The 24,755-nt window shown below is 46.7% G+C and carries 24 protein-coding genes; 23 read left to right on the top strand and 1 reads right to left on the bottom strand.

Going from position 1 to position 24,755, the window contains the following annotated elements:
* The first annotated feature begins 107 nt into the window (after positions 1 to 107).
* From B3G15_RS03285 to B3G15_RS03195, 19 genes are all read left to right on the top strand, one after another.
* Positions 108 to 617, top strand: coding sequence for an NfeD family protein (locus B3G15_RS03285; RefSeq protein WP_047396392.1), 510 nt, complete (start codon positions 108 to 110; stop codon positions 615 to 617).
* Positions 614 to 1,597, top strand: a complete 984-nt coding sequence (floA, locus tag B3G15_RS03280; protein WP_023467489.1) for a flotillin-like protein FloA — start codon at positions 614 to 616, stop codon at positions 1,595 to 1,597. The genes B3G15_RS03285 and floA overlap by 4 nt, the downstream gene beginning before the upstream one ends.
* Before the next feature lie 13 nt (positions 1,598 to 1,610).
* Positions 1,611 to 2,081 (top strand): hypothetical protein, encoded by a 471-nt coding sequence (locus B3G15_RS03275; RefSeq protein ID WP_064300320.1) that lies wholly within the window; start codon positions 1,611 to 1,613, stop codon positions 2,079 to 2,081.
* Between the two features lie 171 nt (positions 2,082 to 2,252).
* Entirely contained in the window at positions 2,253 to 3,215 is a 963-nt protein-coding gene (locus B3G15_RS03270) for a PhoH family protein (RefSeq protein ID WP_023467492.1), read from the top strand.
* A gap of 36 nt (positions 3,216 to 3,251) precedes the next feature.
* The gene (locus tag B3G15_RS03265; RefSeq protein ID WP_290715601.1) at positions 3,252 to 5,309 is read left to right on the top strand and encodes an HD family phosphohydrolase; all 2,058 of its coding nucleotides are present in this window, start codon (positions 3,252 to 3,254) and stop codon (positions 5,307 to 5,309) included.
* Positions 5,306 to 5,782 (top strand): rRNA maturation RNase YbeY, encoded by a 477-nt coding sequence (gene ybeY, locus B3G15_RS03260; RefSeq protein ID WP_029341033.1) that lies wholly within the window; start codon positions 5,306 to 5,308, stop codon positions 5,780 to 5,782. The genes B3G15_RS03265 and ybeY overlap by 4 nt, the downstream gene beginning before the upstream one ends.
* The gene (locus B3G15_RS03255; RefSeq protein ID WP_058265082.1) at positions 5,779 to 6,129 is read left to right on the top strand and encodes a diacylglycerol kinase; all 351 of its coding nucleotides are present in this window, start codon (positions 5,779 to 5,781) and stop codon (positions 6,127 to 6,129) included. Before ybeY ends, B3G15_RS03255 begins: the two co-directional genes overlap by 4 nt.
* A gap of 48 nt (positions 6,130 to 6,177) precedes the next feature.
* Positions 6,178 to 6,576 carry a cytidine deaminase gene (locus B3G15_RS03250; protein WP_023467498.1) on the top strand — a complete coding sequence of 133 codons (399 nt, stop codon included), beginning with the start codon at positions 6,178 to 6,180 and terminating at the stop codon, positions 6,574 to 6,576.
* Complete coding sequence (era, locus tag B3G15_RS03245; protein WP_023467500.1) at positions 6,569 to 7,477, top strand: GTPase Era; 909 nt, start codon at positions 6,569 to 6,571, stop codon at positions 7,475 to 7,477. The genes B3G15_RS03250 and era overlap by 8 nt, the downstream gene beginning before the upstream one ends.
* Before the next feature lie 3 nt (positions 7,478 to 7,480).
* Positions 7,481 to 8,230: a DNA repair protein RecO gene (gene recO / locus B3G15_RS03240; RefSeq protein ID WP_023467502.1), complete on the top strand. Its 750-nt coding sequence runs from the start codon at positions 7,481 to 7,483 to the stop codon at positions 8,228 to 8,230.
* A gap of 288 nt (positions 8,231 to 8,518) precedes the next feature.
* Positions 8,519 to 9,409, top strand: coding sequence for a glycine--tRNA ligase subunit alpha (gene glyQ / locus B3G15_RS03235; RefSeq protein ID WP_029341034.1), 891 nt, complete (start codon positions 8,519 to 8,521; stop codon positions 9,407 to 9,409).
* A complete protein-coding gene (glyS, locus tag B3G15_RS03230) occupies positions 9,402 to 11,462 on the top strand; it encodes a glycine--tRNA ligase subunit beta (RefSeq protein WP_214857073.1) in 2,061 nt (686 codons plus the stop codon). Before glyQ ends, glyS begins: the two co-directional genes overlap by 8 nt.
* 21 nt (positions 11,463 to 11,483) lie before the next feature.
* Complete coding sequence (locus B3G15_RS03225) at positions 11,484 to 12,113, top strand: helix-turn-helix transcriptional regulator (RefSeq protein ID WP_035398363.1); 630 nt, start codon at positions 11,484 to 11,486, stop codon at positions 12,111 to 12,113.
* A 12-nt stretch (positions 12,114 to 12,125) separates the two neighbouring features.
* Positions 12,126 to 12,935 carry a pyruvate, water dikinase regulatory protein gene (locus B3G15_RS03220; RefSeq protein ID WP_029341037.1) on the top strand — a complete coding sequence of 270 codons (810 nt, stop codon included), beginning with the start codon at positions 12,126 to 12,128 and terminating at the stop codon, positions 12,933 to 12,935.
* A 146-nt stretch (positions 12,936 to 13,081) separates the two neighbouring features.
* The gene (dnaG, locus tag B3G15_RS03215) at positions 13,082 to 14,878 is read left to right on the top strand and encodes a DNA primase (RefSeq protein WP_023467510.1); all 1,797 of its coding nucleotides are present in this window, start codon (positions 13,082 to 13,084) and stop codon (positions 14,876 to 14,878) included.
* A 34-nt stretch (positions 14,879 to 14,912) separates the two neighbouring features.
* Positions 14,913 to 15,998: an RNA polymerase sigma factor RpoD gene (gene rpoD / locus B3G15_RS03210; protein ID WP_023467512.1), complete on the top strand. Its 1,086-nt coding sequence runs from the start codon at positions 14,913 to 14,915 to the stop codon at positions 15,996 to 15,998.
* 153 nt (positions 15,999 to 16,151) lie between these two features.
* Positions 16,152 to 16,493: a cytochrome c550 gene (cccA, locus tag B3G15_RS03205; RefSeq protein ID WP_035398358.1), complete on the top strand. Its 342-nt coding sequence runs from the start codon at positions 16,152 to 16,154 to the stop codon at positions 16,491 to 16,493.
* A gap of 117 nt (positions 16,494 to 16,610) precedes the next feature.
* Positions 16,611 to 17,330, top strand: coding sequence for a tRNA (adenine(22)-N(1))-methyltransferase TrmK (locus tag B3G15_RS03200; protein ID WP_326188407.1), 720 nt, complete (start codon positions 16,611 to 16,613; stop codon positions 17,328 to 17,330).
* Complete coding sequence (locus tag B3G15_RS03195; RefSeq protein WP_290715580.1) at positions 17,330 to 18,442, top strand: Nif3-like dinuclear metal center hexameric protein; 1,113 nt, start codon at positions 17,330 to 17,332, stop codon at positions 18,440 to 18,442. Before B3G15_RS03200 ends, B3G15_RS03195 begins: the two co-directional genes overlap by 1 nt.
* A 103-nt stretch (positions 18,443 to 18,545) precedes the next feature.
* On the opposite strand, the gene B3G15_RS03190 is transcribed toward B3G15_RS03195, so the two are convergent.
* Positions 18,546 to 19,493 carry a 4-hydroxy-3-methylbut-2-enyl diphosphate reductase gene (locus B3G15_RS03190; RefSeq protein ID WP_029341043.1) on the bottom strand — a complete coding sequence of 316 codons (948 nt, stop codon included), beginning with the start codon at positions 19,491 to 19,493 and terminating at the stop codon, positions 18,546 to 18,548.
* Between the two features lie 145 nt (positions 19,494 to 19,638).
* On the opposite strand from B3G15_RS03190, the gene B3G15_RS03185 reads away from it, so the two are divergent.
* From B3G15_RS03185 to B3G15_RS03170, 4 genes are all read left to right on the top strand, one after another.
* Positions 19,639 to 21,402, top strand: a complete 1,764-nt coding sequence (locus B3G15_RS03185; protein ID WP_290715575.1) for a two-component system sensor histidine kinase NtrB — start codon at positions 19,639 to 19,641, stop codon at positions 21,400 to 21,402.
* Positions 21,399 to 22,352: a sugar ABC transporter substrate-binding protein gene (locus tag B3G15_RS03180; protein ID WP_064300314.1), complete on the top strand. Its 954-nt coding sequence runs from the start codon at positions 21,399 to 21,401 to the stop codon at positions 22,350 to 22,352. Before B3G15_RS03185 ends, B3G15_RS03180 begins: the two co-directional genes overlap by 4 nt.
* Before the next feature lie 47 nt (positions 22,353 to 22,399).
* Positions 22,400 to 23,752: a DEAD/DEAH box helicase gene (locus B3G15_RS03175; RefSeq protein WP_064300313.1), complete on the top strand. Its 1,353-nt coding sequence runs from the start codon at positions 22,400 to 22,402 to the stop codon at positions 23,750 to 23,752.
* 98 nt (positions 23,753 to 23,850) lie between these two features.
* On the top strand, positions 23,851 to 24,753 hold the full coding sequence (locus B3G15_RS03170; protein WP_058712880.1) for a deoxyribonuclease IV: 903 nt from the start codon (positions 23,851 to 23,853) through the stop codon (positions 24,751 to 24,753).
* Positions 24,754 to 24,755: the final 2 nt, after the last annotated feature.

The raw sequence follows: 24,755 nt of genomic DNA, 5'->3' as shown, positions 1-24,755 counted from the left end.
GAATAGTCATGAAACCTTTTTGTTTTGAAAGCGTATATAATTATAGTAACGAATCAAAGTGCAAAAGAAGCAGCTTCTGACACGAATGAAAAGGGGTGAACGTACGCATGACGTTTAGCTTAGGGATGATTTTGGCGGTCTTCATGATCGGGGTCCTCATGTTACTGGTCGAAATATTCGTCACAGGGTTCGGAATCTTTGGAGTCCTCGGAATCGGCGCTGTCCTTGCTAGTCTGATCATGGCAGGTGCTACAGTTGGTCAAGTAGGCATAGCGGTTGGACTTGCTGTATTTCTATCACTTGCGGCCGGATACTGGGCATATCGCAGAATTAAATCGAATCAATCCTTATTATGGAGAGGTTTGATTTTGACAGATTCCACATCGTCTGAAAAAGGCTATCTTTCTCATCAAGACAAAGTGCAATTGTTAGGACAAGAAGGAGTTAGTCTGACACCTCTCCGTCCGTCAGGAACAATTGAAATCGACGGAAATCGAATCGATGCGGTTACGGAAGGGACCTTCATTCAAGCGGGGGAAACGATCGTCGTAAAAGAAGTGACGCATGGACGCGTCATTGTTAGAGTCCAACATACGAAGGAGGAGTCCCACACATGACACCTGAATTATTGACTGTATTACTCATATCCGGAGGAATTTTAATTTTCCTCGCCATCTTCTTCACGCTCGTTCCGATTCCACTTTGGATTAGCTCGCTCGCAGCGGGAGTACGCGTATCGATCTTTACATTAGTCGGGATGCGTCTTCGTCGAGTAACACCGTCTAAGATCGTCAATCCGTTGATCAAGGCGGTTAAAGCGGGATTGAACTTGAATACGAACCAACTGGAAAGTCACTTCCTTGCTGGTGGTAACGTTGACCGCGTCGTCAATGCCTTGATTGCAGCACACCGTGCGAATATCGAGTTGAGCTTCGAACGCGCAGCGGCGATTGATCTTGCTGGTCGTAACGTTTTGGAAGCTGTTCAAATGTCGGTTAACCCGAAAGTCATCGAAACACCATTCATTGCCGGTGTGGCGATGAACGGGATTGAAGTGAAAGCGAAAGCCCGGATCACGGTACGTGCGAACATCGATCGTCTCGTCGGTGGTGCTGGGGAAGAAACGGTCATCGCACGTGTTGGTGAGGGTGTCATCTCAACCATTGGTTCGTGTAATGACCAAAAAGAAGTACTTGAGAATCCAGAGATGATCTCACGGACGGTTCTTGCAAAAGGACTCGATTCGGGTACGGCGTTCGAGATTCTCTCGATTGATATTGCAGATATTGATATCGGTAAGAATATCGGTGCGGTTCTGCAGACGGATCAAGCAGAAGCAGATAAGAACATTGCGCAAGCGAAAGCCGAAGAACGTCGCGCAATGGCGATCGCAAGTGAACAAGAGATGAAATCACGTGTTGAAGAGATGCGTGCGAAGGTTGTCGCTGCTGAAGCGGAAGTGCCGCTTGCTATCGCTGAAGCGATGCGTGACGGTAACTTTGGCGTCATGGATTATGCGAACTACTTGAACGTGACAGCAGATACGAAAATGCGCCAAGCAATCGGTGGGCAATCATCACCAAATGACTCACAATAAAGGGTGAGACGGTATGGATATCATATGGGTCGGATTGATGATCGCATTCGGTGTCATCTCCGTCATCTCAAAAGCAGCAGATAAAAAACCGAAGCAGACGAACCGAACTCCTTCAAAGGAGTTCGGTGAATATGTGAAGCAAATGACCGAACAGGTCGATACGATGCGACAAGAGACGGTACCTCCACCTGTCGTTCGTAAAAAAGCACCCACGAAGAAACAACCGGGGGTAACGCAAACGAAAGCGCGACCCGTTCATGAACGAACGGAATTGCAACAACGTTTGGACCAACGTCAAAAGCAACATTCGAAAAAAGGGATGTCCTCATCGACGATTGGCGAAATCAAAGATAGCGTAGCAGATGGTGCCATTGGATCGTCTAGTCGTTCAGCATCAGCAACGACGATTTCACAAGATGAAATGCGACGTGCCATCGTTTGGAGTGAAGTTCTTGGTGCACCTGTTTCCAAGCGCAAACGCTAATATTTGTCTAGTGAGTCGATCCTACGAAACGCGTAGGATCGACTCTTTTTATTTCCTAAAAGGTGGGAACGGGTTTTTCTTTCCATCTTTTCGGCGGAAGTGCTAAAGTGGAAGAGATTAGATATGAAGCGATGACAACTTGTTATCCATGACTAGGAGGCCATTCACAACGTGATATTCAACGAAAGAATCCCATTTGCATTTTCGAATTCAGAACAGATTCAAGCATTCGTCGGTCCGAATGATGCAGTCTTACGTACGATGGAAGCAGAACTTGACGTTCAGCTGACCCATCGAGGAGATGAGCTGTTGGCACAATCCGAACAGGAGCAGTCTGTGATCTTAGCAGGACAGGTCGTAGGCGTCTTGAAACAACTTGTAAATCGCGGAGCTGTTTTAACGGAACGTGACGCGACGAGCGCCATTCAACTTGCACGTCAAGATCGTGTGGATGAACTGCTAGAACTTTACGATACGGTCATTCATACGAATCATAAAGGAAAACCACTTCGTGCAAAGACACTCGGTCAAGCACGTTACGTTCGGGGAATCGACCGCTGTGATTTGACATTCGGTATTGGGCCAGCGGGAACCGGAAAAACATATCTTGCTGTCGTGATGGCGGCAAAAGCGTTAAAAGAAGGTCACGTCAAACGACTCGTCCTGACGCGTCCGGCAGTAGAAGCAGGAGAAAATCTAGGATTTCTTCCAGGGGATCTTAAAGAAAAGGTCGATCCCTATCTACGTCCTCTTTACGATGCGCTACATGACGTGCTTGGTGTCGAGCATACGGCTCGTCTGCTTGAACGTGGTGTCATCGAAATCGCACCGCTTGCTTACATGCGAGGACGGACGCTTGAACATGCTTTTGTCATTCTCGATGAAGCGCAAAATACGACACGGGAACAAATGAAGATGTTCCTGACGCGTCTCGGATTCCATTCGAAGATGATTGTTACGGGCGATTTAACACAAGTCGATCTTCCGCGTGGAAAAACGTCTGGTCTACAAGAAGCGTTACATTTGCTCGGTAATGTCAAAGGGATTCATTTTGAGCACTTTGGCTCAGCTGATGTCGTACGTCACCCACTTGTCCGGAAAATCGTTGATGCTTATAGTCAGGATTTGACCTAAGCCGTTACGGAAAAAGAGGGAAAAGGGGGAGATGATATGCGCAAGGTTGGGGTCTGGGTTGGTCTTTTGACAGTAGTATTCTATCTCATCGTATCGACGATGATGTATGTCAGCGTTCGACCAGAAGCCTTGTCCGCAGAACCATTCTCAATTGCAGAAGAAGATATCCGGTCACCCTTGACGATGGAGGACCGGGTCGCAACAAATCAAATCAAGGAAAATTCGGTTGCTGCAATCGAGAGTCAGTATACGATCAAACAAGAGTATGCAGCACAGCAAATTGATAAAGTGGAACAACTTTTTGCTAGTTTATCCGGTATTAAAAAAGCAAATGAGATCGGTAAAATCAAACAGCGTCTGCGTGGAACGGAGGCGGCGACACTGTTGAAGGATGATGAGTTACGCTTGCTTGTGACGTCGACGACAGCACTGCGGAATACGACACGTGACGTCGTCATTACAGCGATTGAAGAAGCGATGCGTCAACGTATCTCGTCCGATGGTGGTGAAGTAGCAGAAGCACGTGAGAATGCGCGGACGGATATCGAACGTTCGCCGCTCTCTTTCTCATTAAAAGCAGTCGCTAAAGCGCTGACCGATCAACTGATCGTAACGAATTACGTCTATGATCCGGAAAAGACGGAACAGCTTCGTAAGCAGACGAGTGATAAAGTCGAACCGGTTATCATTTCAGAAGGTGAAGTGATCGTCAAACGAGGCGAAGTGATTTCACAAGATGCCTATCGTCAGCTACAACTGGTCGGTTTGATTTCTGATCGACAGTCGTTGAAACCGTTACTCGGTGCGATGCTTGTCAGTGCGTTGATGACTGCCTTTTTATTTGGATTCATTCATCGTTCGAAACTACGATACGCTCAAATGGGGCGGATTCGTTTATTCGGTCTTGTCTATCTCGTCGTCAGTCTACAATTACTCGTCATGTATGGTATGGCGTTCTTAGCAGACGACATCAATCCTGCACTTTACTTACTCACACCGACCGCTTTTGCTGCGCTTGTCCTGCGCAATTTATTGAACGAACGGATTGCATTATCGAGTTCTCTGTTTACGGCTCTTGCCGGAACGTTCTTCTATAGTGCCAATCAAAACTTCAGCTTCAATATCGCGATCTATTTATTGGTCGGTGGGTTAGTCGCAACATTTTTCCTACAATCTAGTTTGTCGCGTCGTCGTATTTTCATGAGCAGTATTTCGATTGCCGGAGCAAACATCGCGATTTTCTTAGCATTCGTTCTGTTACGAAGTGGTACGTTCGAACTGCGCGAAACGCTGATTTTAATCGGTTTTGCGATTGCGAGTGGTATCTTGAGTGCCGTCCTAGCAATTGGACTATTGCCGTTTCTTGAGATGACATTCGGTATTTTAGCACCGACCCGCCTACTCGAACTGTTGAACCCGACGCATCCGTTACTCAAAAAACTATTAGTTGAAGCACCGGGAACGTACCATCATAGTATGATGGTCGCGAACCTAGCAGAAACAGCCTGTGAAGCAATCGGAGCAGATGGATTGCTTGCACGAGTCGGAGCCTACTATCATGATTTAGGGAAAACGCGACGGCCACTTTATTTCATTGAAAACCAGCATGGACGTAATCCCCATGATCGATTGACACCGGAAGAGTCGGCACGTGTCATCTTGGCACATACCGAGGATGGCGTTGAATTACTCGAAGACGCAAAACTTCCTGCGGCGATCATCGATATTTGCCGTCAGCATCATGGAACCTCTCTGCTTCGCTATTTTTATGTCAAAGCAGCAGAACAAGGTGAGGTCGACGAAGAGACGTTCCGTTACACAGGTCCGAAACCACAAACTCGTGAAGCGGCGGTCATCATGATCGTTGACTCGATTGAAGCGGCCGTTCGTTCGATGAAAGCTCCTTCAGAAGAAGGAATTCGGGACTTAGTCGCGAAAATCATTCGTGAAAAGATGATGGATGACCAATTTGCGGAATGTGACATTACGACACGTGAGATTTATCGCGTCGGTGAAAGTGCGTGTCATACTTTATCCGGTTTGTTCCATGAACGAATCGAGTATCCAGAATTAAAGAAAGAGGCAACGACATGAATATTTATATGACAGACGAAAACAATCGTCTAACGGAAGAACAACGACAGCTTGTCGAATCGATTTTGATTTACACGGCAGAACAAGAAGAAGTCGATTCAAATAGTGAGTTGTCCGTGACTTTCGTCTCAAACGATGAGATTCAAGAAATCAATCGTGAATGGCGTGGAAAGGATCAGGCGACAGACGTCATTTCCTTTGCGATGGAAGAACTCGGAGAAGATGAAATCGATTTCGGATTGCTCGAAGATGAACCAATCGTCCTTGGCGATTTGATCATTTCCGTGGAACGATGCCGTGAACAAGCGGCAGAGTATGGCAATCATTTTGAGCGAGAGCTCGGTTTCCTCGCTGTCCATGGTTTTCTCCATTTACTCGGATACGATCACATTGAAAAAGCAGATGAGGAAGTCATGACGAAGCGACAGGAGGAAATCCTGCATCACTTCGAGTTATATCGGGGCACATTGTGAAAAGCTGGTGGCAACCCTTTCGACATGCCATGAACGGATTGCGCCAATCGATTCGAGAAGAACGGCATATGAAAGTTCACGTGACAGTTGGTGCCATCGTGTTGCTTGTCGCCTTTCTATTACCCTTGACGTCTGTCGAGCGAGCAATCCTCTTCTTGACGGTCGGGATCGTTATCAGTGCCGAGATGTTCAATACAGCGTTTGAGCGCGTCGTTGATCTCGTGACGCAGGAATGGCATCCACTGGCAAAAGCAGTCAAGGATATTGCAAGTGGAGCTGTTCTTGTGTTGGCGCTTACATCTATTGCAATTGCACTATGCATCTTCATCCCATATTTGGTACAATAAGAATCCGGCCTTTTTGGCCAATACCGTTCCTAAGAAGGGGATACTCACATGAAAACAGAACAATTACTCGAACAAGCTAAACGTGCACGCGAAAAAGCGTATGTTCCATATTCGAAATTCCAAGTCGGTGCTGCTCTACTAACAAAAGACGGACAAGTCTTCCATGGTTGCAATATTGAAAACGCTGCATATGGTCTTTGTAATTGTGCAGAACGGACAGCAATCTTCTCTGCGTGGGCACAGGATGCGCGCGAGTATGCAGCGATGGCTGTCGTTGCGGACACAGAAGGACCGGTCGCACCATGTGGACAATGCCGCCAAGTGCTATCAGAGATGTGTGACGCAGATATGCCAATCTATTTGACGAACCTTAAAGGGGATGTCACAGAAACAACAGTGGGCGCCCTCTTACCAGGAGCATTCACGAAAGGGGATTTACATGTTTAAAGAAGGATTCAAATCGGGCTTTGTCTCGATCATCGGACGCCCGAACGTCGGAAAATCGACATTCCTCAACCGTGTCATCGGACAAAAGATTGCCATCATGTCTGATAAGCCACAAACGACGCGAAATAAGATCCAAGGTGTCTATACGACAGAAGACGTTCAGACGATTTTCATCGATACACCAGGGATTCATAAACCAAAACATAAACTCGGTGACTTCATGATGAAGGTCGCAACGAACGCATTGCGTGAAGTTGATGCGATTTTGTTCATGGTCAACGTGACAGAACCAAAAGGAAAAGGTGACGATTTCATCATTGAAAAATTGAAGGAACTCGATACACCGATCATTCTCGTCATGAATAAGGTCGATTTGATTCATCCGAATGATATTCCGCCAATCATCGAGTCATATAAAAATGAGCTCGAGTTTGCGGCAGTCGTTCCGATCTCTGCGCTTCAAGGTAACAACGTCGGACCGTTACTTGAAGAAATCGCGAAGATCTTACCGGAAGGACCAATGTATTACCCGGCGGATCAAGTCACTGACCACCCGGAGCGTTTCATCATCTCAGAGATGATCCGTGAGAAAGTCTTGCAGAAGACACGCGATGAAGTACCACACTCGATCGCAGTCGCGATTGATCAAATCAAGACGCGTGAGAATGGAAACATGGTCGATGTCCATGCGACGATCTTGATCGAGCGCGATTCCCAAAAAGGAATCATCATCGGTAAACGCGGAGCACTTCTAAAAGAAATCGGCTCTGAAGCACGAACGGACATCGAGATGTTACTCGGAACGAAAGTTTACCTGAACTTGTGGGTCAAAGTCCAAAAGGATTGGCGTAACAAGGCCGGTCAATTGCGTGAACTTGGCTTCCGCGATGACGAGTATTAAGCGATGATCGATAAGGCGGAAGGGCTTGTACTACGAACGGTCGTATACGGTGAATCGAATAAGATCGTCACGCTACTGACACGTGAATACGGCAAGCTCGCCGTCATGGCGCGAGGAGCGAAGAAGCCGGGTAGTCGTTTCAACGCGGCAAGCCAGCCTTTCGTTCGAGCCGTCTATATCTATCCACGGTCACGTGGTCTCGGTCAGTTGAAATCAGCAGACGTCATCACGAGCCACGCGCATATCCGGCAAGATGTCGTCTTGATGGCGTATGCGATGTATCTACTGGAGCTGGCAGATAAAGCGCTTGATGAACGAGTGCCGCAACCGGCACTCTATGATTTGTTCGTCGAAGGACTGGAGGCGATGGATGAAGGACTGGATCCCGACGTCGTCTCTTTCATCATCGAGTTGCGCCTGTTGCGTCATCTAGGGATTGCGCCGCACTTGAATGGCTGTACGATTTGCGGGAGTGCTGAAGCACCGTTTGCTTTTTCGTTACACCACGGTGGTCTACTCTGTCGCCGGCATCGCCATGAGGATGAACATGCTGTCTTTATGTCAGAGGCAGTCGCGAAGATGCTCTATGTGTTTTCTGTCTATGATTTCTCGCGGATCGGGACCGTGACGGTGAAGCCGGAAACGAAGCGTCTACTACGTCAAATCATGGATGCTTATATGGAACGCTACAGCGGGTTACGTCTACGTTCAAAACGTGTCCTCGACCAGTTGATTGATTTCGGCAACGATTGACAGCAACAAGCGGGTTCGGTAGAATAAATGCGGTAGAAGCAACTAAATGAACACGATGACGAAAAGGAGTACCGTCTTTTTCTCAATCAAGCGATTCCAGGGTGGTGTGAGCTGGGAGTGAGAGTGGCGCGAATGGCGTTTCGGAGTGTTCTTTGTCAAAAAGAGTGGCATGCGATGCATGCAAGTAGGGTGGAACCGCGGGCTCGTCTCGTCCCTATGTGCAACGATTGTTGTACATAGGGGCGTTTTTTGCGTTCCTTAATCATTTCGGAGGTGAAAGTCGTGAAGATGACAGTACAAGACATGATCTTGACATTACAAAAATTTTGGGCAGAACAAGGCTGCTTGACGATGCAAGCATACGACGTAGAAAAAGGAGCCGGTACGATGAATCCGATGACGTTCTTACGGAGTCTCGGACCAGAACCATGGAACGTTTGTTATACAGAACCATCACGCCGTCCGGCTGACGGTCGTTACGGGGAAAACCCGAACCGTCTGTATCAACACCATCAATTCCAAGTCATCATGAAACCATCACCTGACAACATTCAGGAATTGTACTTACAAAGTCTCGAGTTGCTTGGTATCAACCCACTCGAACATGATATTCGTTTCGTAGAGGATAACTGGGAGAACCCGACGTTCGGTGCTGCAGGTCTCGGCTGGGAAGTATGGCTGAACGGGATGGAAATCACACAATTCACGTACTTCCAACAAGTCGGTGGAATCGAGTGTAATCCGATCGCAGTAGAGATCACGTACGGAATCGAGCGTCTCGCGTCGTACATCCAAGACGTCGAGAGTGTCTTTGATCTCGTTTGGACAGATGGCTTCAAATACGGTGATATCTTCTATCAACCGGAGTTCGAACATTCGAAGTATACGTTTGAAACGTCAGATGTCGCATTACTTTTCACGTTGTTCGATCAATATGAAAAAGAAGCGAATCGTGCCTTGGACGAGAACCTCGTCTTCCCAGCGTATGATTACATCTTGAAATGTTCACATACCTTTAACCTTCTCGACGCGAAAGGGGCGATTTCCGTCACGGAACGCACAGGATTCATCCATCGTGTCCGGAACATGTCGCGTCGTTGTGCGCAAAGTTTCATCGAAGAACGGGAACGTCTTGGCTTCCCATTGATCAAGTCGAAAGCAGGTGAGTCACATGCATGAATTATTACTTGAAATCGGTTTAGAAGAGATGCCGGCTCGATTCGTTCTTCAATCCGAAACACAACTCAAGGAGCGCGTGACGCGTTTTCTTGAAGAAGCACGGATCGAGTTCGCGAGCGTCGAATCCTTCTCGACACCACGCCGTCTTGCAGTTTACGTCAAAGGTCTCGCAGCACGTCAAAGCGACCTCGAAGAGACATTAAAAGGACCAGCAAAACGAATCGCGATGGATGAAGACGGTAACTGGACGAAAGCAGCCGAAGGATTCGCGCGTGGTAAAGGGTTAACGACGGACGATCTCTTCCTTGGAGAAGAAAAAGGAGTCGAATACCTTTATGCGACACGTAAGGAAGTCGGACAAGCGACAGCTGATCTACTTCCTGGACTAAAACAAGTCGTCGAAGCGATGACATTCCCGAAAAACATGCGTTGGAGCACACAATCATTGCGTTACATGCGCCCGATTCGTTGGTTGATTGCCCTGCTTGACGATCAAGTCATCCCGTTTGAAGTCGCATCCGTCGAAACAGGTCGGACATCACGTGGACATCGTTTCCTCGGGCAGGACATCACGATCCTGCGTCCGAACGCTTATGTTGAAGCGCTCGCAGGAGAAAACGTCATCGTCAGTTATGAAGCACGTCGTCAATTGATCGAAGAACAAATCGCAGCGCTTGCGGCACGCGAACAATTCGAAGTGCCGATTGATGCGTCTTTACTTGAAGAAGTCACGAACCTCGTCGAGTATCCGACAGCCTTGTTCGGTGCATTTGATGAAGCGTATCTTGAGTTACCAGAAGAAGTCTTGATCACGACGATGAAGGAACACCAACGTTACTTCCCGGTCAAACGTGACGGGGCGTTGCTCCACTATTTCGTGACGGTACGAAACGGAAACGCAACACATCTTGAAAACGTCGCACGCGGAAACGAAAAAGTCATCCGTGCCCGTTTAGCAGATGCGCAGTTCTTCTATGAAGAAGATAAAAAAGCAGATATCGATGAACAGGCGAAACGTCTTGATAAAATCGTCTTCCATGAAAAATTAGGAACGACAGGCGAAAAAGTCCGTCGCGTTCGTCAGATGGCACTCGCACTTGCCGATCGTGTCGGTGCAGACAAAACACGTGTCGAACGTGCAGGACAGATCTATAAATTCGACCTCGTCAGTCAAATGGTCTATGAATTCACAGAATTACAAGGTCTGATGGGTGAGCGTTATGCGAACATGAAGAATGAGGATCCGGAAGTCGCGGCTGCGATTCGTGAACATTACATGCCACGCTTCGCGGGTGATGCAAGTCCGGAGACACCGACAGGAACACTCTATGCGATTCTCGATAAGATGGATAGCGTCGCTGGATTCTTTGGTGTCGGTATGATTCCGAGTGGATCAGCGGATCCGTATGCATTGCGTCGTCAAGCACAAGGGATTGTTCAGATTTTATCAGATCGCAAGTTGAATCTGACATTGACTGAATTGATTGCCTTCGTCGTTTCAGAACAGGTGGCAGCAGGTCTTTATGCGAAGGATGCCGAAGAAGTTCAAGCTGCATTACAAGACTTCTTTGCACAACGCTTGAAATACCGTCTATCGGAAATGAACTTCCGTCATGATGTCGTCGAAGCCGCTCTTGATCATACGTTGACAGTCGAAGCGAATGAGCAGCGTGCTGCGATGCTTGAAAGTGCGACGAAAAAAGAATCGTTCAAGAAAACAGTCGAACAACTCAGTCGTGTCTTAAACATCTCGAAAAAAGCAGAAGACGTCACAACTGTTAATCCAGCGCTCTTTGAAAATGATGCGGAACGCGCGTTACATGAGGCGATTGAGAAGACCTTACCAGAGGTCGATCAAGCGATCGCGTCACTTGATTATGAACGAGCGCTTGAGGCACTTGAGGCAACCGTTCCGTCGATCACAGCATACTTTGACGGTACGATGATCATGACGGACGACGAAACAGTCCGCACGAACCGTCTTAGCGAAATGAAACGATTTGCGCAAGCCATCGAATCAGTCGCCCGGTTCAATGCACTTACTTTAGCGTAAAGAAAAAGGACGGATGAGCCGATGAAGTTAAATGAACGGCAAAAAAAGATACTCCAAATCGTCAAAGAGAACGGTCCGATCACGGGAGAGCAGATTGCTTCTGCACTCTCCTTGACACGGGCGACGTTACGGCCCGATTTGTCGATTTTAACGATGACCGGCATGCTAGAAGCGCGTCCACGTGTCGGCTATATGTACGTTGGAAAGAAAAATGCGTCCATGCTTCATGAGAAACTCGACACCTTGACCGTCGGCGAATTCATGTCGTCGGCAAAGGTCATTCATGAAGGGATGACCGTATACGATGCGATCGTTCACTTATTCCTGGAAGATGTAGGTTCGCTGTTCGTCGTCAGTAAGGACCATGCGTTGGTCGGTGTGTTGTCACGTAAGGATTTTCTACGTGCGGCAATCGGTAATCAAGAATTAGACTCGTTACCGGTCAATATCATCATGACACGGATGCCGAATTTGACGGTCTGTGAAAAATCGGAGACGTTGATTGGTGCCGGTATGAAACTGATCGAAAAGCAGATTGATTCAATGCCAGTCGTCGAAGAGGAGAACGGCGTCTTGAAAGTCGTGGGTCGAATGACAAAGACGAACATGACGAAAGTGTTGGTCGCTTTAGCACGTGATGAAGAAATTTAAGGAGGGTTCCTGATGCGTCAACGGATTTATGTCGTGAGTGACTCTGTCGGAGAGACGTGTGAACTCGTCGTCCGCGCAGCTGCAATCCAATTCCCGGAACAAGCCATCGAAACGGTCCGCATTCCGTTCGTCGATGATGACCAAGTCATTTATGACTTGGTTCTTCATGCGAAAGAAGAACAAGCGACGATTGCTTTTACGATCGTTCATGCGACCCATCGTCGTTTGCTTGCAGACACAGCTCGCGCCCACGGTGTAAAAGCGATTGATCTACTTGGTCCATTGCTTGACACGATGGAAGATCGCTTACAGATGCAACCGAAGGAAGAGCCAGGATTAATCTATCGCTTAGATGAGGAGTATTTCCGAAAAATCGAAGCGGTTGAATTTGCTGTCAAGTATGACGATGGACGTGATCCAAAAGGAATTAAACGTGCGGATATCGTCTTGATCGGGGTGTCGCGTACATCAAAGACACCACTTTCGCAGTATCTGGCTTTGAAGCGATATAAAGTAGCGAACGTACCACTCGTACCTGAATCGATCCCGCCGACAGAGCTATTCGATATTCCAAAAGAAAAATGTTTTGGATTGCTCATCTCACCGGAAAAGTTGATCGACATCCGAATGGAACGCCTGCGTTCATTAGGACTCAAACCAGAAGCAGCATACGCGCAGATGGACCGAATCAACCGGGAACTCGAATACGCACGGAATTTATACGAACGAATCGGTTGCCAAGTCATCGACGTGACGAATAAAGCAGTCGAGGAAACGGCGAACCTGATTTTGACCGGAATTTCTGGGAAAGCGCATGACTAGTCAAGCAGTCAGGAACATAGTATACTTGTTTAGCTGATAAATGAGATAATGCCCTTTTTCTAATGAAACGGAACGAGTCATCGTTCCGTTTCATTGCGGGTATGGTCATGTAAGGATAAGTTCTCAAGGAAAGGGGAGAGGACGGAATGAAGCGAATTCCTGATGAAATCGTCGATCAGGTCCGCCAAGCAACGGACATCGTCGAATTGATTTCAGAACGTGTAGAATTAAAAAAACAAGGGAATCGATATTCAGGGCTTTGCCCGTTTCATTCTGAGAAATCACCTTCCTTTTCTGTTTCTCCTGATAAAGGGATGTACTACTGTTTTGGATGTGGTGCAGGTGGAAACGCGATCACTTTCGTCATGGAAACAGAAGGAATGAGTTTCAAGGAAGCCGTCTCTAAATTAGCTGATCGCAGCGATGTCACACTTCCAGAACTGGAGCCGGATCGATTCGAACAATCGGAATCGACACCTGAACAGGAAAAGAAGTTCCGGATGCGCGAGGCACATCGGATCGTCACCGAGTTGTATCATGAGGTGTTGATTCAAACGGAAGCAGGCGACGCGGGACGGATCTATTTAGAGAATCGTGGTATCCGTGAGGGTGCGATGCGTGAGTTCCGACTCGGGTATGCACCGGATCAAGATCGTTTTACAGTGGATTCCTTGGCACGGCGTGGGTTTGATTTAGATGAGATGGTCGAAGCGGGATTGATTTCAATCGGACGCGATGGCGATTATCGAGATCGATTCAACGGTCGAGTCGTATTTCCTATCTCCGATCGTGATGGCACGATCGTCGGATTTAGTGGACGTTCGATTGATGGTCGTGATCCGAAGTATGTCAATACAGCGGAAACACCTTTGTTCAATAAAAGTGAACTGTTATTCGGATTCGCTCAAGCACGAGGGGCGATGCGCAAAATCAAACAAGTCGTCCTCGTTGAGGGGAATCTTGATGTTGTGCGTGTCGCTCAAGCGGGTATACCTTATACGGTAGCCTCTTTAGGAACAGCCTTAACACCGGTTCATGCCCAAAACCTAGCACGTATCGTCGATGAAGTCATTATTTGTTATGACGGAGACAAGGCAGGACGCGCTGCGACGTTAAAAGCCCTACAATTGCTTGAAGCCGTTGCCGTCGACTGTTCCGTCATCCGTTTACCGGATGGCGAAGACCCGGATTCCTTCATTGGGAATCAGGGCGAAGAGACGTTTTTACACTGGATTGAACAAGAACGGGTTTCAAGTCTTGAATTCAAATCTTTTTATTTTCGACAAGGAAAAAACTTGCGATTAGAAGGAGAACGCGTTCGATATATTGAAACTATGCTTGAAGAGATTGGTCGAACATCCAATCCGTTGTTACGGGACATTTATTTAGGAAAACTTTCTGAGGAATTTAAACTCTCGAAAGACTCCTTGATCGCACAAGTGCGTCCAACCGTCCAACAACCGAAGAGAGAACAAATCGTTTCCGATCGCCCAGCTGCTCTACCGACAGCACCTCCTGACCGAACGTTCGCGAACTGGAAAAAGGCAGAACGCTTCTTGCTTGCCTACATGATCCGTTCAGAAGAAGTATGTCTTGAAGTGCGAGAGCAACTAGGTGTCCAATTCAATGATCCGGCACACCAATTGATTGCCGGCAAGCTATATGAATTTTACGGAGCAGGTACGCAAGGAAGTCCTGATCGTTTTTTGACGATGTTGCACGACGCTTCTTTGCAACGAATCGTAGCGGATTTAGAGTTCATGCTGATGCCTGAGTATGATCCTGATTTACTCAGTCACTATATTCGTGCCGTCCAAAATGAACAGCAACGTCGGTTGTTAGAAGAAGAAAAGTCACGATTGAATCAACAAACAGATATCCGTGCTCAAGCGGAGCTGATGCAGGCGATCATAGAACGGAAGCGTCGTTTAAAAGATCGATGACCTGCTGCATGATGTGGAAGGAGTGTATGGTTCGATGGCAGAAAAAGCAAGATCAGAAGCTGAATTACTCCGTCTCGCGAAAGAGGAACTCATCGCGCTCGGACATAAAAATGGTGAATTGTCACACCAAAAGATCGAAGACAAACTAAGTTCGTTCGAATCAATGGATGCTCAGCAATTCGAGGAATTCCTTCAATTGCTTGAAACAGAAGGTATCAAGGTCAACAATGACGGCACAGGGGACGAAAAAGAAGAGGCGGATCTAAACGATTTGTCTGTTCCTCCTGGTGTCAAGATCAATGACCCTGTCCGGATGTATCTAAAAGAAATCGGCCGCGTTGATCTGTTGAATGCAGAAGACGAAGTCGAACTCGCTAAACGAATCGAGCAAAACGATGAAGAAGCAAAAAAACGATTGGCGGAAGCAAACTTACGTCTCGTCGTTTCGATTGCGAAGCGTTATGTCGGACGCGGTATGTTGTTCCTTGATTTGATTCAAGAAGGCAACATGGGTCTGATCAAAGCGGTCGAAAAATTCGACTATACGAAGGGATATAAATTCTCGACGTATGCAACATGGTGGATTCGTCAGGCAATCACACGTGCGATTGCTGACCAAGCGCGGACAATCCGAATTCCGGTTCACATGGTTGAGACGATCAATAAATTGATTCGTGTCCAGCGTCAACTCTTGCAAGATCTCGGACGTGAACCATCACCGGAAGAAATTTCGAAAGAGATGGAAATCACGCCGGAAAAAGTCCGTGAAATCCTGAAAATTGCGCAAGAGCCGGTTTCTCTTGAAACTCCAATCGGGGAAGAGGACGATTCACATCTCGGAGATTTCATCGAGGACCAAGATGCGACAGCACCACAAGATGCTGCGGCATATGAACTCTTGAAAGAACAACTCGAAGATGTGTTAGATACACTGACGGATCGTGAAGAAAACGTCCTCCGTCTTCGTTTTGGTCTTGACGATGGTCGAACACGGACACTTGAAGAAGTCGGAAAAGTATTTGGTGTTACACGTGAGCGGATTCGTCAAATCGAAGCAAAAGCACTTCGGAAGTTACGTCATCCGAGTCGTTCAAAACGCTTGAAAGATTTCCTCGATTAATTCAAAGTGTGAAGAATATATGAAATTTTAGTGGGAAGGAAGAAAAAAGTTTCGTTTTTTTCTTCCTTCCCTGTTTTTTTTACAGTAGAATAGTAATGGGGAATACCATTCAGTCACCAACTTGGTTGGGTATAGAATATGGGGGGAATCCAAATGCGTAATCCATTAGTACCGTTCGCGGCGATCGCAGTCATCGCCATCATCGCTATGATTTCATTGTCTTACTTTGGGGTCGATCAGGTGAAGGAAGCTCGTAAAGGGCCGTCAACTGCAGAAATGAAGCCGGAAGACTTGTTTGCATCTAAAGGATGTACAGGATGTCACGGTGGAAACTTAGAAGGCGGAGCAGGTCCGAACTTAACAAAGATCGGCGCGAAGCTGAAAGAAGACGAAATTAAGAACATCGCAATGAACGGTAAAGGGCAAATGCCTGGCGGTCTTGCGAATGACGAAGAAGCAGCTGTTCTAGCCAAATGGTTAGCTGCTAAGAAATAAGAACAAGGGCATCTATCTCGTTACGAGATGGATGTTTTTTTGTGGTGTATGGTATCTTTTTTAGCGTAAATCCGCTATTTTTAAAAGAGAGTTTTTCGGAAAATAGGAAGGATGAAGATGATGCAAATGAACGTCGTATTGGATCAACGACTCCAAAAAGTCGTGTCGTATATTCCACAAGGAGCGATCCTCGCAGATATTGGATCAGATCATGCATTCGTACCTTGTTTTTGTGTACAACAAAAGAAAATCGAGCGTGCGATTGCAGGAGAGGTGAATGAAGGACCGATGGAAGCGGCAAAAGGACAAGTGGCGCTTGTCGGTCTTGAATCACAGATTGATGTCCGTTTAGGAAGTGGCTTATCGGTTTTGAAGCCGGGCGAAGCAACAGCGATTACGATTGCGGGAATGGGCGGAACGCTGATTGCCTCTATCCTTGAAGAAGGAAAAGATCGGTTGTCAGGTGAGGAACGCTTGATTCTTCAACCGAATGTCGATGCAGTCGATGTTCGGAAGTGGTTGCTGACGAATTCTTATGCGTTATTGTCTGAAGCGATTGTCGAGGAGAACGGGAAGATCTATGAAATTCTCGTTGCAGAACGTGGAGATGAAACACTTTACTCAGAGGACGAAACAACACGTCAGTGGGAATTGTTCTTTGGACCACAGTTAATGCGGGAACGTGCACCAGAATTCATCGAAAAATGGCAGATCGAAAAACAAAAGCGAGAGTATATCCTAGCTCAGATGAAACAAGGACAAGCAACGGAGGTTTTATCAGAAAAAATCGAAGCCATCGAACAATTGATTCAAAAGATGGAAGAGGTGACGAACTAATGGCGAATGGGAACCATGTCATTGAGCAATTTGAAGCATTTGCTCCGAAAAAATTCGCACTCGAAGGTGATCCGATTGGTCTACAAATCGGAACATTGAACAAGGACGTCAAACGTGTGCTCGTGACACTTGATGTCTTGGAGTCTGTCGTGGATGAAGCGATTGAAAAGAAGGTCGATCTCATCATTGCGCATCATCCACCGATTTTTAGTAAGTTAGCAAATGTGACGGATCGTTCTGCAACAGGACGCATCGTCACAAAATGTATCAAACACGATATTGCGGTGTATGCTGCGCATACGAACCTTGACGTGACACCAGGCGGGGTCAATGACTGGATGGCAGATGCGCTTGGTCTTGAGTCTTGTGAAGTACTAGCACCGACGTTTGAAAACACACAATATAAACTAAGTGTCTTCGTACCGAACGAGGCTGTAGAGCGCGTTTCAACAGCCCTTGCACAAGCGGGAGCAGGAAAAGAAGGGGACTACAGTGATTGTCAATTCCACGTCAATGGAACGGGTCAATTCCGACCGTTGACGGAAGCTACCCCGTATATCGGTGAAGCAGGGCGACTCGAACGCGTTTCAGAAGTCCGAATCGAGACGATCGTCACGGAACTGAATCAGAAACAAGTCATTCGAGCGATGAAACAGGCTCATCCATATGAGGAAGTCGCCTATGATCTCATTCGTCAAGAACGCCCGGCAACATCACTTGGTCTTGGACGGATTGGTCGGTTACCGGAAGCAATGACGTTGCGGGAATTTGCAGAGCATGTTCGCAATGCGTTTGGTGTACAAAACTTACGCTTCGTAGGAGACGAATCACGCCACATCCAAAAAGTTGCGGTCCTTGGTGGTGACGGCAATAAGTACGTCTCGACTGCAGCATTTGCGGGAGCGGATGTCCTTGTGACAGGCGATCTCTATTTCCATGTGGCGCATGATGCGATGGCACTTGGACTAGCAGTCGTCGATCCGGGACATCATGTAGAGTCGGTCATGAAGGAAGGCGTCTTCAACGAATTGAAGCGTCGATTCGAACAGAAAAAAATCGACGTCGAACTGCTGATTTCAACAGCGAATACGAATCCGTTTCAGTTTTTATGATGAATCGAATGGAATACGTCGATGCTACCGTCGTATTTAGTAATAAAAAAACCGAGTCGCGAATGACGATCGCGACTCGGTTTTGCTGTATCGATTGTAATGATTAAAGTACTTTGACTTTAGGCAAGATGCGTCGTAATTCAAGGAACGGTGTCTTGTCATGCGTACTGATATCAGCAGGATCATATTGTTGTAGGAAATCGATGACCTTTTTCGTGATCGGTGTTGGCGTTGATGCACCTGATGTGACACCAACTTGCGTGACACCTTCGAGCCAAGTCAAATCAAGTTCTGTCAGATCACCAATCCGATGCGCTGGAGTGCCAGCGATATCGAAGGATACTTGTGCCAAACGGTTCGAGTTGTTCGAACGCGGGTCCCCGACGACGATGACGAGATCGCAGTCTCCTGCTTGATCAGCCACCGCTTCTTGCCGGACTTGTGTTGCGTTACAGATTTCATTGTGTACTTCTACATGCGGATACTTTTTACGAACGTGTTCCATCAAAGCTTGGACATCCCATTGGCTCATCGTCGTCTGATTCGTGACGATGATTTTTTTGTGGGCAAGCTGAGGCGGAAGTTCATCAATATCTTCGACTTTTTCGATGAGGTGCACATGCTCTGGTGCTACACCGACTGCACCTTCAGGTTCCGGATGTCCGTGTTTGCCGACGTAGATGACTTCATAATCATCCGCGACGACTTGTCGAATCAAATCGTGCGTACGCGTCACGTCAGGACATGTTGCATCGACGACGTGTAAGTTCTTCTCAGCAGCACGCGCATAAACTGCAGGTGAAATGCCGTGTGCAGTAAAGATGACAGTGCCCTCTTGAATCGTCTCTAACGCTTCAAGGCGATCGGGACCATCGACAGTGATGACCCCCATATTTTCGAACTCACGTGTCACGTGAGCATTGTGGACGATCATTCCTAAAATATGGATCGGACGTGGCAAGTCTTTATTCAATGCCGCTTGTTGTGCAAGTTTCATTGCATCGACGACACCGTAACAATAGCCGCGGGGGCTGATTTTTTTTACTAGCATAGTTATGGATTCTCCCTTTGTGAAAAAGAATGATTAGTTAGAGTGTACCATTGATTGAAGCTGAATGAAAATAGAGGAGTCTGTTTCATCTACAGAACATGCTATACTAATGAAGTTGTCAATTATTCAAAAGGGAGGCGAAGGGATGGAGTCTAAGAAAATGATGCGGTCGTATTTTTTTCAAATCACCGCTGTCTTATTCATCCTGATTTGTCTTGTCATTTCAGCGCTTGCCTTCACTGCGGACCGGGTCACGATTTCCCGGGTCGAGCAACAAACAGAGAAACAAAGCGAGAAGAGTGTCGAGGTCTCAGGAAATGCGATTCGCGACAATATTGGGAATCTGCATGAAGAGATCATGAGCTTGCAGTTGAATGTCAAAAACCCCGAAAAGCTGAAACAAAAAATTGAAGAATCGAATCTAATAGACATTGATACAGGATTTAAGAGTTTCTTCTACTTTGATCGACAGACGAAGCAAGTCACTTGGTTCTCAAGTGAGGATCGACGTATAGAAAACAGTACGATCCTGAAAGATGATGAATTCTTGCAAACGTTGACGAGTACGGACTTTCATATGAGTAAGCTGTATACGATGGAGTCAGATGCTGTCACCTATATGTTCGTTCCGGTTCGAGACGGCAATGAACGCGTCGGTGTCTTTGGTGGTGGGTTAAGTGTCATGAACTCGATCGTCTTTCGGAATTCGCTTGAATCATTTGACGATCAGACGATCGCCTACCTGTTCAATAGCAAAAAAGAATTATTAGCCACATCCAGTAATCTGGTACCGGATGAAGAGCGCTTATTATCAAAAAATGTCATCGATCGCGCTTTTCAGTCGGTAGAACCTTCTGAGATTTTTAGTACGAACCAAGACATGTATTACTTCGCGAAAGATTTGAAGGTGACGGATTGGAAGATTCTCGTTCGAACGCCACGAAGCGTCTTTTATGAACCAGTTTACACGACACGGCAACAGTATTTGATCATCGCTGCCTTGACGCTCGTCCTCAGTCTGATCGTCGGCTATTTGATGTCAAAACAATTGACAGCACCGATGCTTGAACTTGTGAAGAAGATCGAGAAAAGCAGCTCACCCAAACCGATTGTTCTCGAGCGTGCCGGATCAAACGAAGTCAAGACACTCGTTGCTGCCTATAACGAGTACGCTCAACGGATGGAAAATGCGCGCCTTGAGCAGTTGAGTCAACAACAAACGATGTTACATCAAGAAAAATTAGCATCACTCGGTCAACTAGCAGCAGGAATTGCCCACGAAATCCGCAATCCACTAACACCAGTCAAGATGACGTTACAGTTGTTAGCAGCAGAAAAGGATCGTGATCCAGAAATGTTGATTCTCGCCTTATCGGAACTGGATCGAGCAAATGGCATGATTCAAACGATGCTTGATTTATCGAAAGGCGAAAACAACGCACTTCAAAAAACGACGATTGACATGAATGATTTAATGAAGAAGCTGACATATATCTTAGAAGCGGAAGCTCATCATTACGAAGCGGACTGCAAGATTTATACACCTTCCTTCATGCCAAAGATTTATGCATCAGAAGAGGGGATTTTGCAGATTTTAGCAAACTGTGTTCGAAATGCCCTTCAAGCTGTCGCGTTTAAAGGACCGGATGGAATCTGTCATCTGCATGTCCACGTTTATCCAGAAGAAGTCGTCTTCATTGTTCAGGATAATGGGGTAGGGATGGATGGAAATCAGATTGATCATGTCGGTCAAGCGTTCAAGACATCAAAAGTCGATGGCAATGGACTTGGACTCTTCATGTCGAAGCAAATCGTTCGTGATCATAAAGGCAAGATGATCTTTGATAGTAAGCCGGGTGTCGGTACGACGATTCAAGTCCACTTACCTCGAAAGGAGCAAACGGAATGAAATTCAATAAGGCCTGGTTATTCGTCCTGATTGTTTGGATTTCATCCGTTTTGTTCATTTCCAATTTATTCGTCAATCCGGATCCGAGTCCACGCCGTCATCTCGTCGGCTTCACGATCGTCAATGATAAACATGAATTTGCGCAACGGCTCGTCGATGCGTTTAAGACACAAGCCAAACTGAATAAATACGAAGCAGTTGTCGCGACGTCTCATAATTCACGCATCAATGAACGCGAGCAAATTCAAGAGTTCATTCGAATGAAGGTAGATGCAATCTTCGTGACGACGCTTGATGATGTCTATATTGCTAGTACGTTAGAAGAGGCAGCTCGTGCTGGGATTCCGGTCTTCGCGATCGATCGATTGATTCGCTCCGATGCAGTCGTCAGTTCGATTACCTCGAATAACCAATTGATCGGGGAACAGCTTGCCTCATTCATCAAACACGAACGCATCAAGCAGACGGGACGAGCTACGGCCGACATCATTGAAGTCGCAGGTACGGCAAACGTCAATACGACGAATGAACGACACCGGGGATTTTTGACTGGTCTTGAGCGTGAGCCGGAACTTGAAATCGTCGAATCCGTGAATGGGGATTACGACCCAGTCACTTCAGAAAAGGTCATGACACAGGTCATTGAGTCAGGAATTCCGTTTGATGCCGTCTATTGTCACAATGACGATATTGCGCTAGGTGTCCTCGAAGCATTGAAAAAAGCAGGGATCAAAGGAAAAATAATTGTCGGCATAGACGGGAATCGTGCTATATTAGAAGCTGTTGACATGAAATCGATGGATGCGACGGTCGTCCAGAGTGCTGATGAGATGATGAAAGTCGCCTTCAGTGCATTGAAGCTTCATACGAAAAACAAAAAGATTCCAACTCGTTTTTATACGTACTCCTATCTGTATGACGGTAGTAGACCCATAACCATGTTGAACTAATCGAGAGGCAGAAGCCTCAGCAAATAAGGAAAGGACGGTGTCAATTCATGAATGGATTCAGCCATTATCAATTACACCCGTTCGTCATCGAAGCACTCGATGACGCCCGCATCACAAAACCGACCGACATTCAGTCGCGGATCATCCCAGCTGCAGTAAAGGGACGCGATATCATCGGTCAATCACAAACAGGAACAGGAAAAACGTTATCGTTCCTTCTTCCAATCGTTCAAAACGTCGATCCAAAGCTTCAAGAATTACAAGCAATCATCGTTGCTCCAACGCGCGAACTTGCTTGGCAAATTCATGAAGAACTGAAATCGTTACTCGTGAAGGAACCAGACTTCATCAAGACGAGTCTTATTACAGGTGGAATGGATCGCGAACGTCAAATCGGTCGTGTGAAAGTCTCACCTCAAATCGTTATCGGAACACCGGGACGTATTTTAGACCTATTCAAAGAACAGGCTTTAAAACCGCATTTCGTGAAGCACTACGTTATCGATGAAGCGGATCAAATGCTCGACATGGGCTTCTTGCCAGAAGTTGACCGGATTGCGCAAGCTCTTCCAGAACAGCTTCAGATGATGGTCTTCTCAGCAACGATTCCTGAGAAATTGCAACCGTTCTTGAAAAAATACATGAACAACCCGCGTTATGCGCATGTGGATCCAAAACAACAGACAGCGAAGAAAATCGTTCACCATACGATTCCGGTCAAGCATCGTGAGCGCTCACAATTGACGTTGAAAGTCGCGAAAGCGCTGAATCCGTATATTTGTCTAATCTTTACGAATACAAAAGCAGAAGCAATCGAAGTCGAAGCTTTGTTCCTAGAAGCAGGACTGAACGTTGGTTCCCTTCACGGAGATCTTCCGGCACGTCGTCGTAAACAAGCCATCAAAGAAATCAACGATGCGAAGTATCAATACGTCATCGTGACGGATCTTGCAGCACGCGGAATTGATATTTCAGGTGTCTCGCACGTCATCAACCACGGTATTCCAAAAGATTTAGACTTCTACGTCCACCGTGTCGGTCGGACAGGTCGCGTCGATCAAGATGGATTGGCATATACACTGTTTGAAGATCACGAGAACGGTATGATCAATCGCTTAGAGGATCGTGGCATTCAATTCACGAACGTTGATGTCAAAGGCAGTCAAATCGTCGAGGTTAAAGAACGTCGTCGTGCGAAGCCGCATATGAAAACTGCTGTCTCGAAGACAGCGCATAGCCGTCTGTCAGGTGAAGCAGCAAAAGCGAAAAAACGCGTTAAACCAGGTTATAAGAAGAAGCATCAATATAAGCTGAAAGAAACAGCAAAACGTGAACGCATCAAAGAACAACGTGGTGTCGGTCGCGCGCAACGTAAAGAAAACGCACGCAAATCAAAATAATTCCATTGATGACACCCGTGAAATGAAAAAACATTTTTCGGGTGTCTTGTTGTTTTTAAGATTTGGTACACTGTAAAAAGAGAAAGGTGGAAAAGAACATGAAAATAGGTTCACACGTCTCCGTTTCGGGGAAAAAAATGCTGTTAGGTGCAAGTGAGGAAGCGGCATCTTACGGTGCAACGACGATGATGGTCTATACAGGAGCACCTCAAAATACACGCCGTAAGCCGATGGAAGAGTTACGGATTCAAGAAGCATTGCAACATATGAGTGCTAATGGAATAGAGGAAATCGTCGTGCATGCGCCGTATATCATTAACTTAGGGAATACGACGAAACCCGAGACATTCGAACTCGCCGTTTCGTTTTTAGCAGCAGAAATTAAACGAGCAGAAGCGCTTGAAAAGGCGCAACACATCGTATTACATCCTGGTGCGCATGTCGGTGCTGGGGAAGAAATCGGAATCAAACGGATTGTCGAAGGACTCAATGAAGTACTGACAGGTGACGAACAGGTCAAGATCGCGCTTGAGACGATGGCTGGAAAAGGATCGGAAATCGGAAAAACCTTCGAGGAACTTGCTCAAATCATCGAAGGCGTCACACATCATGATCGTCTGTCCGTCTGTCTCGATACATGTCACGTGCATGATGCAGGATACGATATCGTGCACGACTTAGATGGTGTTCTTGAGCAATTCGACCGGATCGTTGGACTGGATCGTCTTGGTGTCATCCATGTGAATGACTCAAAGAATATCCGTGGTGCGCGAAAGGACCGTCATGAAAATATTGGTTTTGGTGAGATTGGATTTGATGCCTTACATCGCGTCGTGCATCATCCTGCTCTGGCACATTTACCGAAAATCTTAGAGACGCCATACATCGGTCTCGATCCAAAGAAAAAAGTGGCACCGTATAAACAAGAAATCGATATGTTACGTTCGGGTGCGTTTGATGCAGACTGGCGTCTACCGATTCTAGGAGCACCGGTCGAATAACT

This window comes from Exiguobacterium sp. UBA1053, assembly GCF_002316465.1.
Taxonomy (GTDB): Bacteria; Bacillota; Bacilli; order Exiguobacteriales; family Exiguobacteriaceae; genus Exiguobacterium_A; species Exiguobacterium_A abrahamii.
The sequence above is the reverse complement of the archived record's forward strand: the minus strand, read 5'-3'. Positions and strand labels throughout refer to the sequence as shown.

What these genes read in the sequence shown, in the direction of transcription:
- B3G15_RS03285 (WP_047396392.1), top strand. Translation starts at nt 108, where the DNA reads ATGACGTTTAGCTTAGGGATGATTTTGGCGGTCTTCATGATCGGGGTC.
- floA (WP_023467489.1), top strand. Translation starts at nt 614, where the DNA reads ATGACACCTGAATTATTGACTGTATTACTCATATCCGGAGGAATTTTA.
- B3G15_RS03275 (WP_064300320.1), top strand. Translation starts at nt 1,611, where the DNA reads ATGGATATCATATGGGTCGGATTGATGATCGCATTCGGTGTCATCTCC.
- B3G15_RS03265 (WP_290715601.1), top strand. Translation starts at nt 3,252, where the DNA reads ATGCGCAAGGTTGGGGTCTGGGTTGGTCTTTTGACAGTAGTATTCTAT.
- ybeY (WP_029341033.1), top strand. Translation starts at nt 5,306, where the DNA reads ATGAATATTTATATGACAGACGAAAACAATCGTCTAACGGAAGAACAA.
- B3G15_RS03250 (WP_023467498.1), top strand. Translation starts at nt 6,178, where the DNA reads ATGAAAACAGAACAATTACTCGAACAAGCTAAACGTGCACGCGAAAAA.
- era (WP_023467500.1), top strand. Translation starts at nt 6,569, where the DNA reads ATGTTTAAAGAAGGATTCAAATCGGGCTTTGTCTCGATCATCGGACGC.
- recO (WP_023467502.1), top strand. Translation starts at nt 7,481, where the DNA reads ATGATCGATAAGGCGGAAGGGCTTGTACTACGAACGGTCGTATACGGT.
- glyQ (WP_029341034.1), top strand. Translation starts at nt 8,519, where the DNA reads ATGACAGTACAAGACATGATCTTGACATTACAAAAATTTTGGGCAGAA.
- glyS (WP_214857073.1), top strand. Translation starts at nt 9,402, where the DNA reads ATGCATGAATTATTACTTGAAATCGGTTTAGAAGAGATGCCGGCTCGA.
- B3G15_RS03225 (WP_035398363.1), top strand. Translation starts at nt 11,484, where the DNA reads ATGAAGTTAAATGAACGGCAAAAAAAGATACTCCAAATCGTCAAAGAG.
- B3G15_RS03220 (WP_029341037.1), top strand. Translation starts at nt 12,126, where the DNA reads ATGCGTCAACGGATTTATGTCGTGAGTGACTCTGTCGGAGAGACGTGT.
- dnaG (WP_023467510.1), top strand. Translation starts at nt 13,082, where the DNA reads ATGAAGCGAATTCCTGATGAAATCGTCGATCAGGTCCGCCAAGCAACG.
- rpoD (WP_023467512.1), top strand. Translation starts at nt 14,913, where the DNA reads ATGGCAGAAAAAGCAAGATCAGAAGCTGAATTACTCCGTCTCGCGAAA.
- cccA (WP_035398358.1), top strand. Translation starts at nt 16,152, where the DNA reads ATGCGTAATCCATTAGTACCGTTCGCGGCGATCGCAGTCATCGCCATC.
- B3G15_RS03200 (WP_326188407.1), top strand. Translation starts at nt 16,611, where the DNA reads ATGATGCAAATGAACGTCGTATTGGATCAACGACTCCAAAAAGTCGTG.
- B3G15_RS03195 (WP_290715580.1), top strand. Translation starts at nt 17,330, where the DNA reads ATGGCGAATGGGAACCATGTCATTGAGCAATTTGAAGCATTTGCTCCG.
- B3G15_RS03190 (WP_029341043.1), bottom strand. Translation starts at nt 19,493, where the DNA reads ATGCTAGTAAAAAAAATCAGCCCCCGCGGCTATTGTTACGGTGTCGTC.
- B3G15_RS03185 (WP_290715575.1), top strand. Translation starts at nt 19,639, where the DNA reads ATGGAGTCTAAGAAAATGATGCGGTCGTATTTTTTTCAAATCACCGCT.
- B3G15_RS03180 (WP_064300314.1), top strand. Translation starts at nt 21,399, where the DNA reads ATGAAATTCAATAAGGCCTGGTTATTCGTCCTGATTGTTTGGATTTCA.
- B3G15_RS03175 (WP_064300313.1), top strand. Translation starts at nt 22,400, where the DNA reads ATGAATGGATTCAGCCATTATCAATTACACCCGTTCGTCATCGAAGCA.
- B3G15_RS03170 (WP_058712880.1), top strand. Translation starts at nt 23,851, where the DNA reads ATGAAAATAGGTTCACACGTCTCCGTTTCGGGGAAAAAAATGCTGTTA.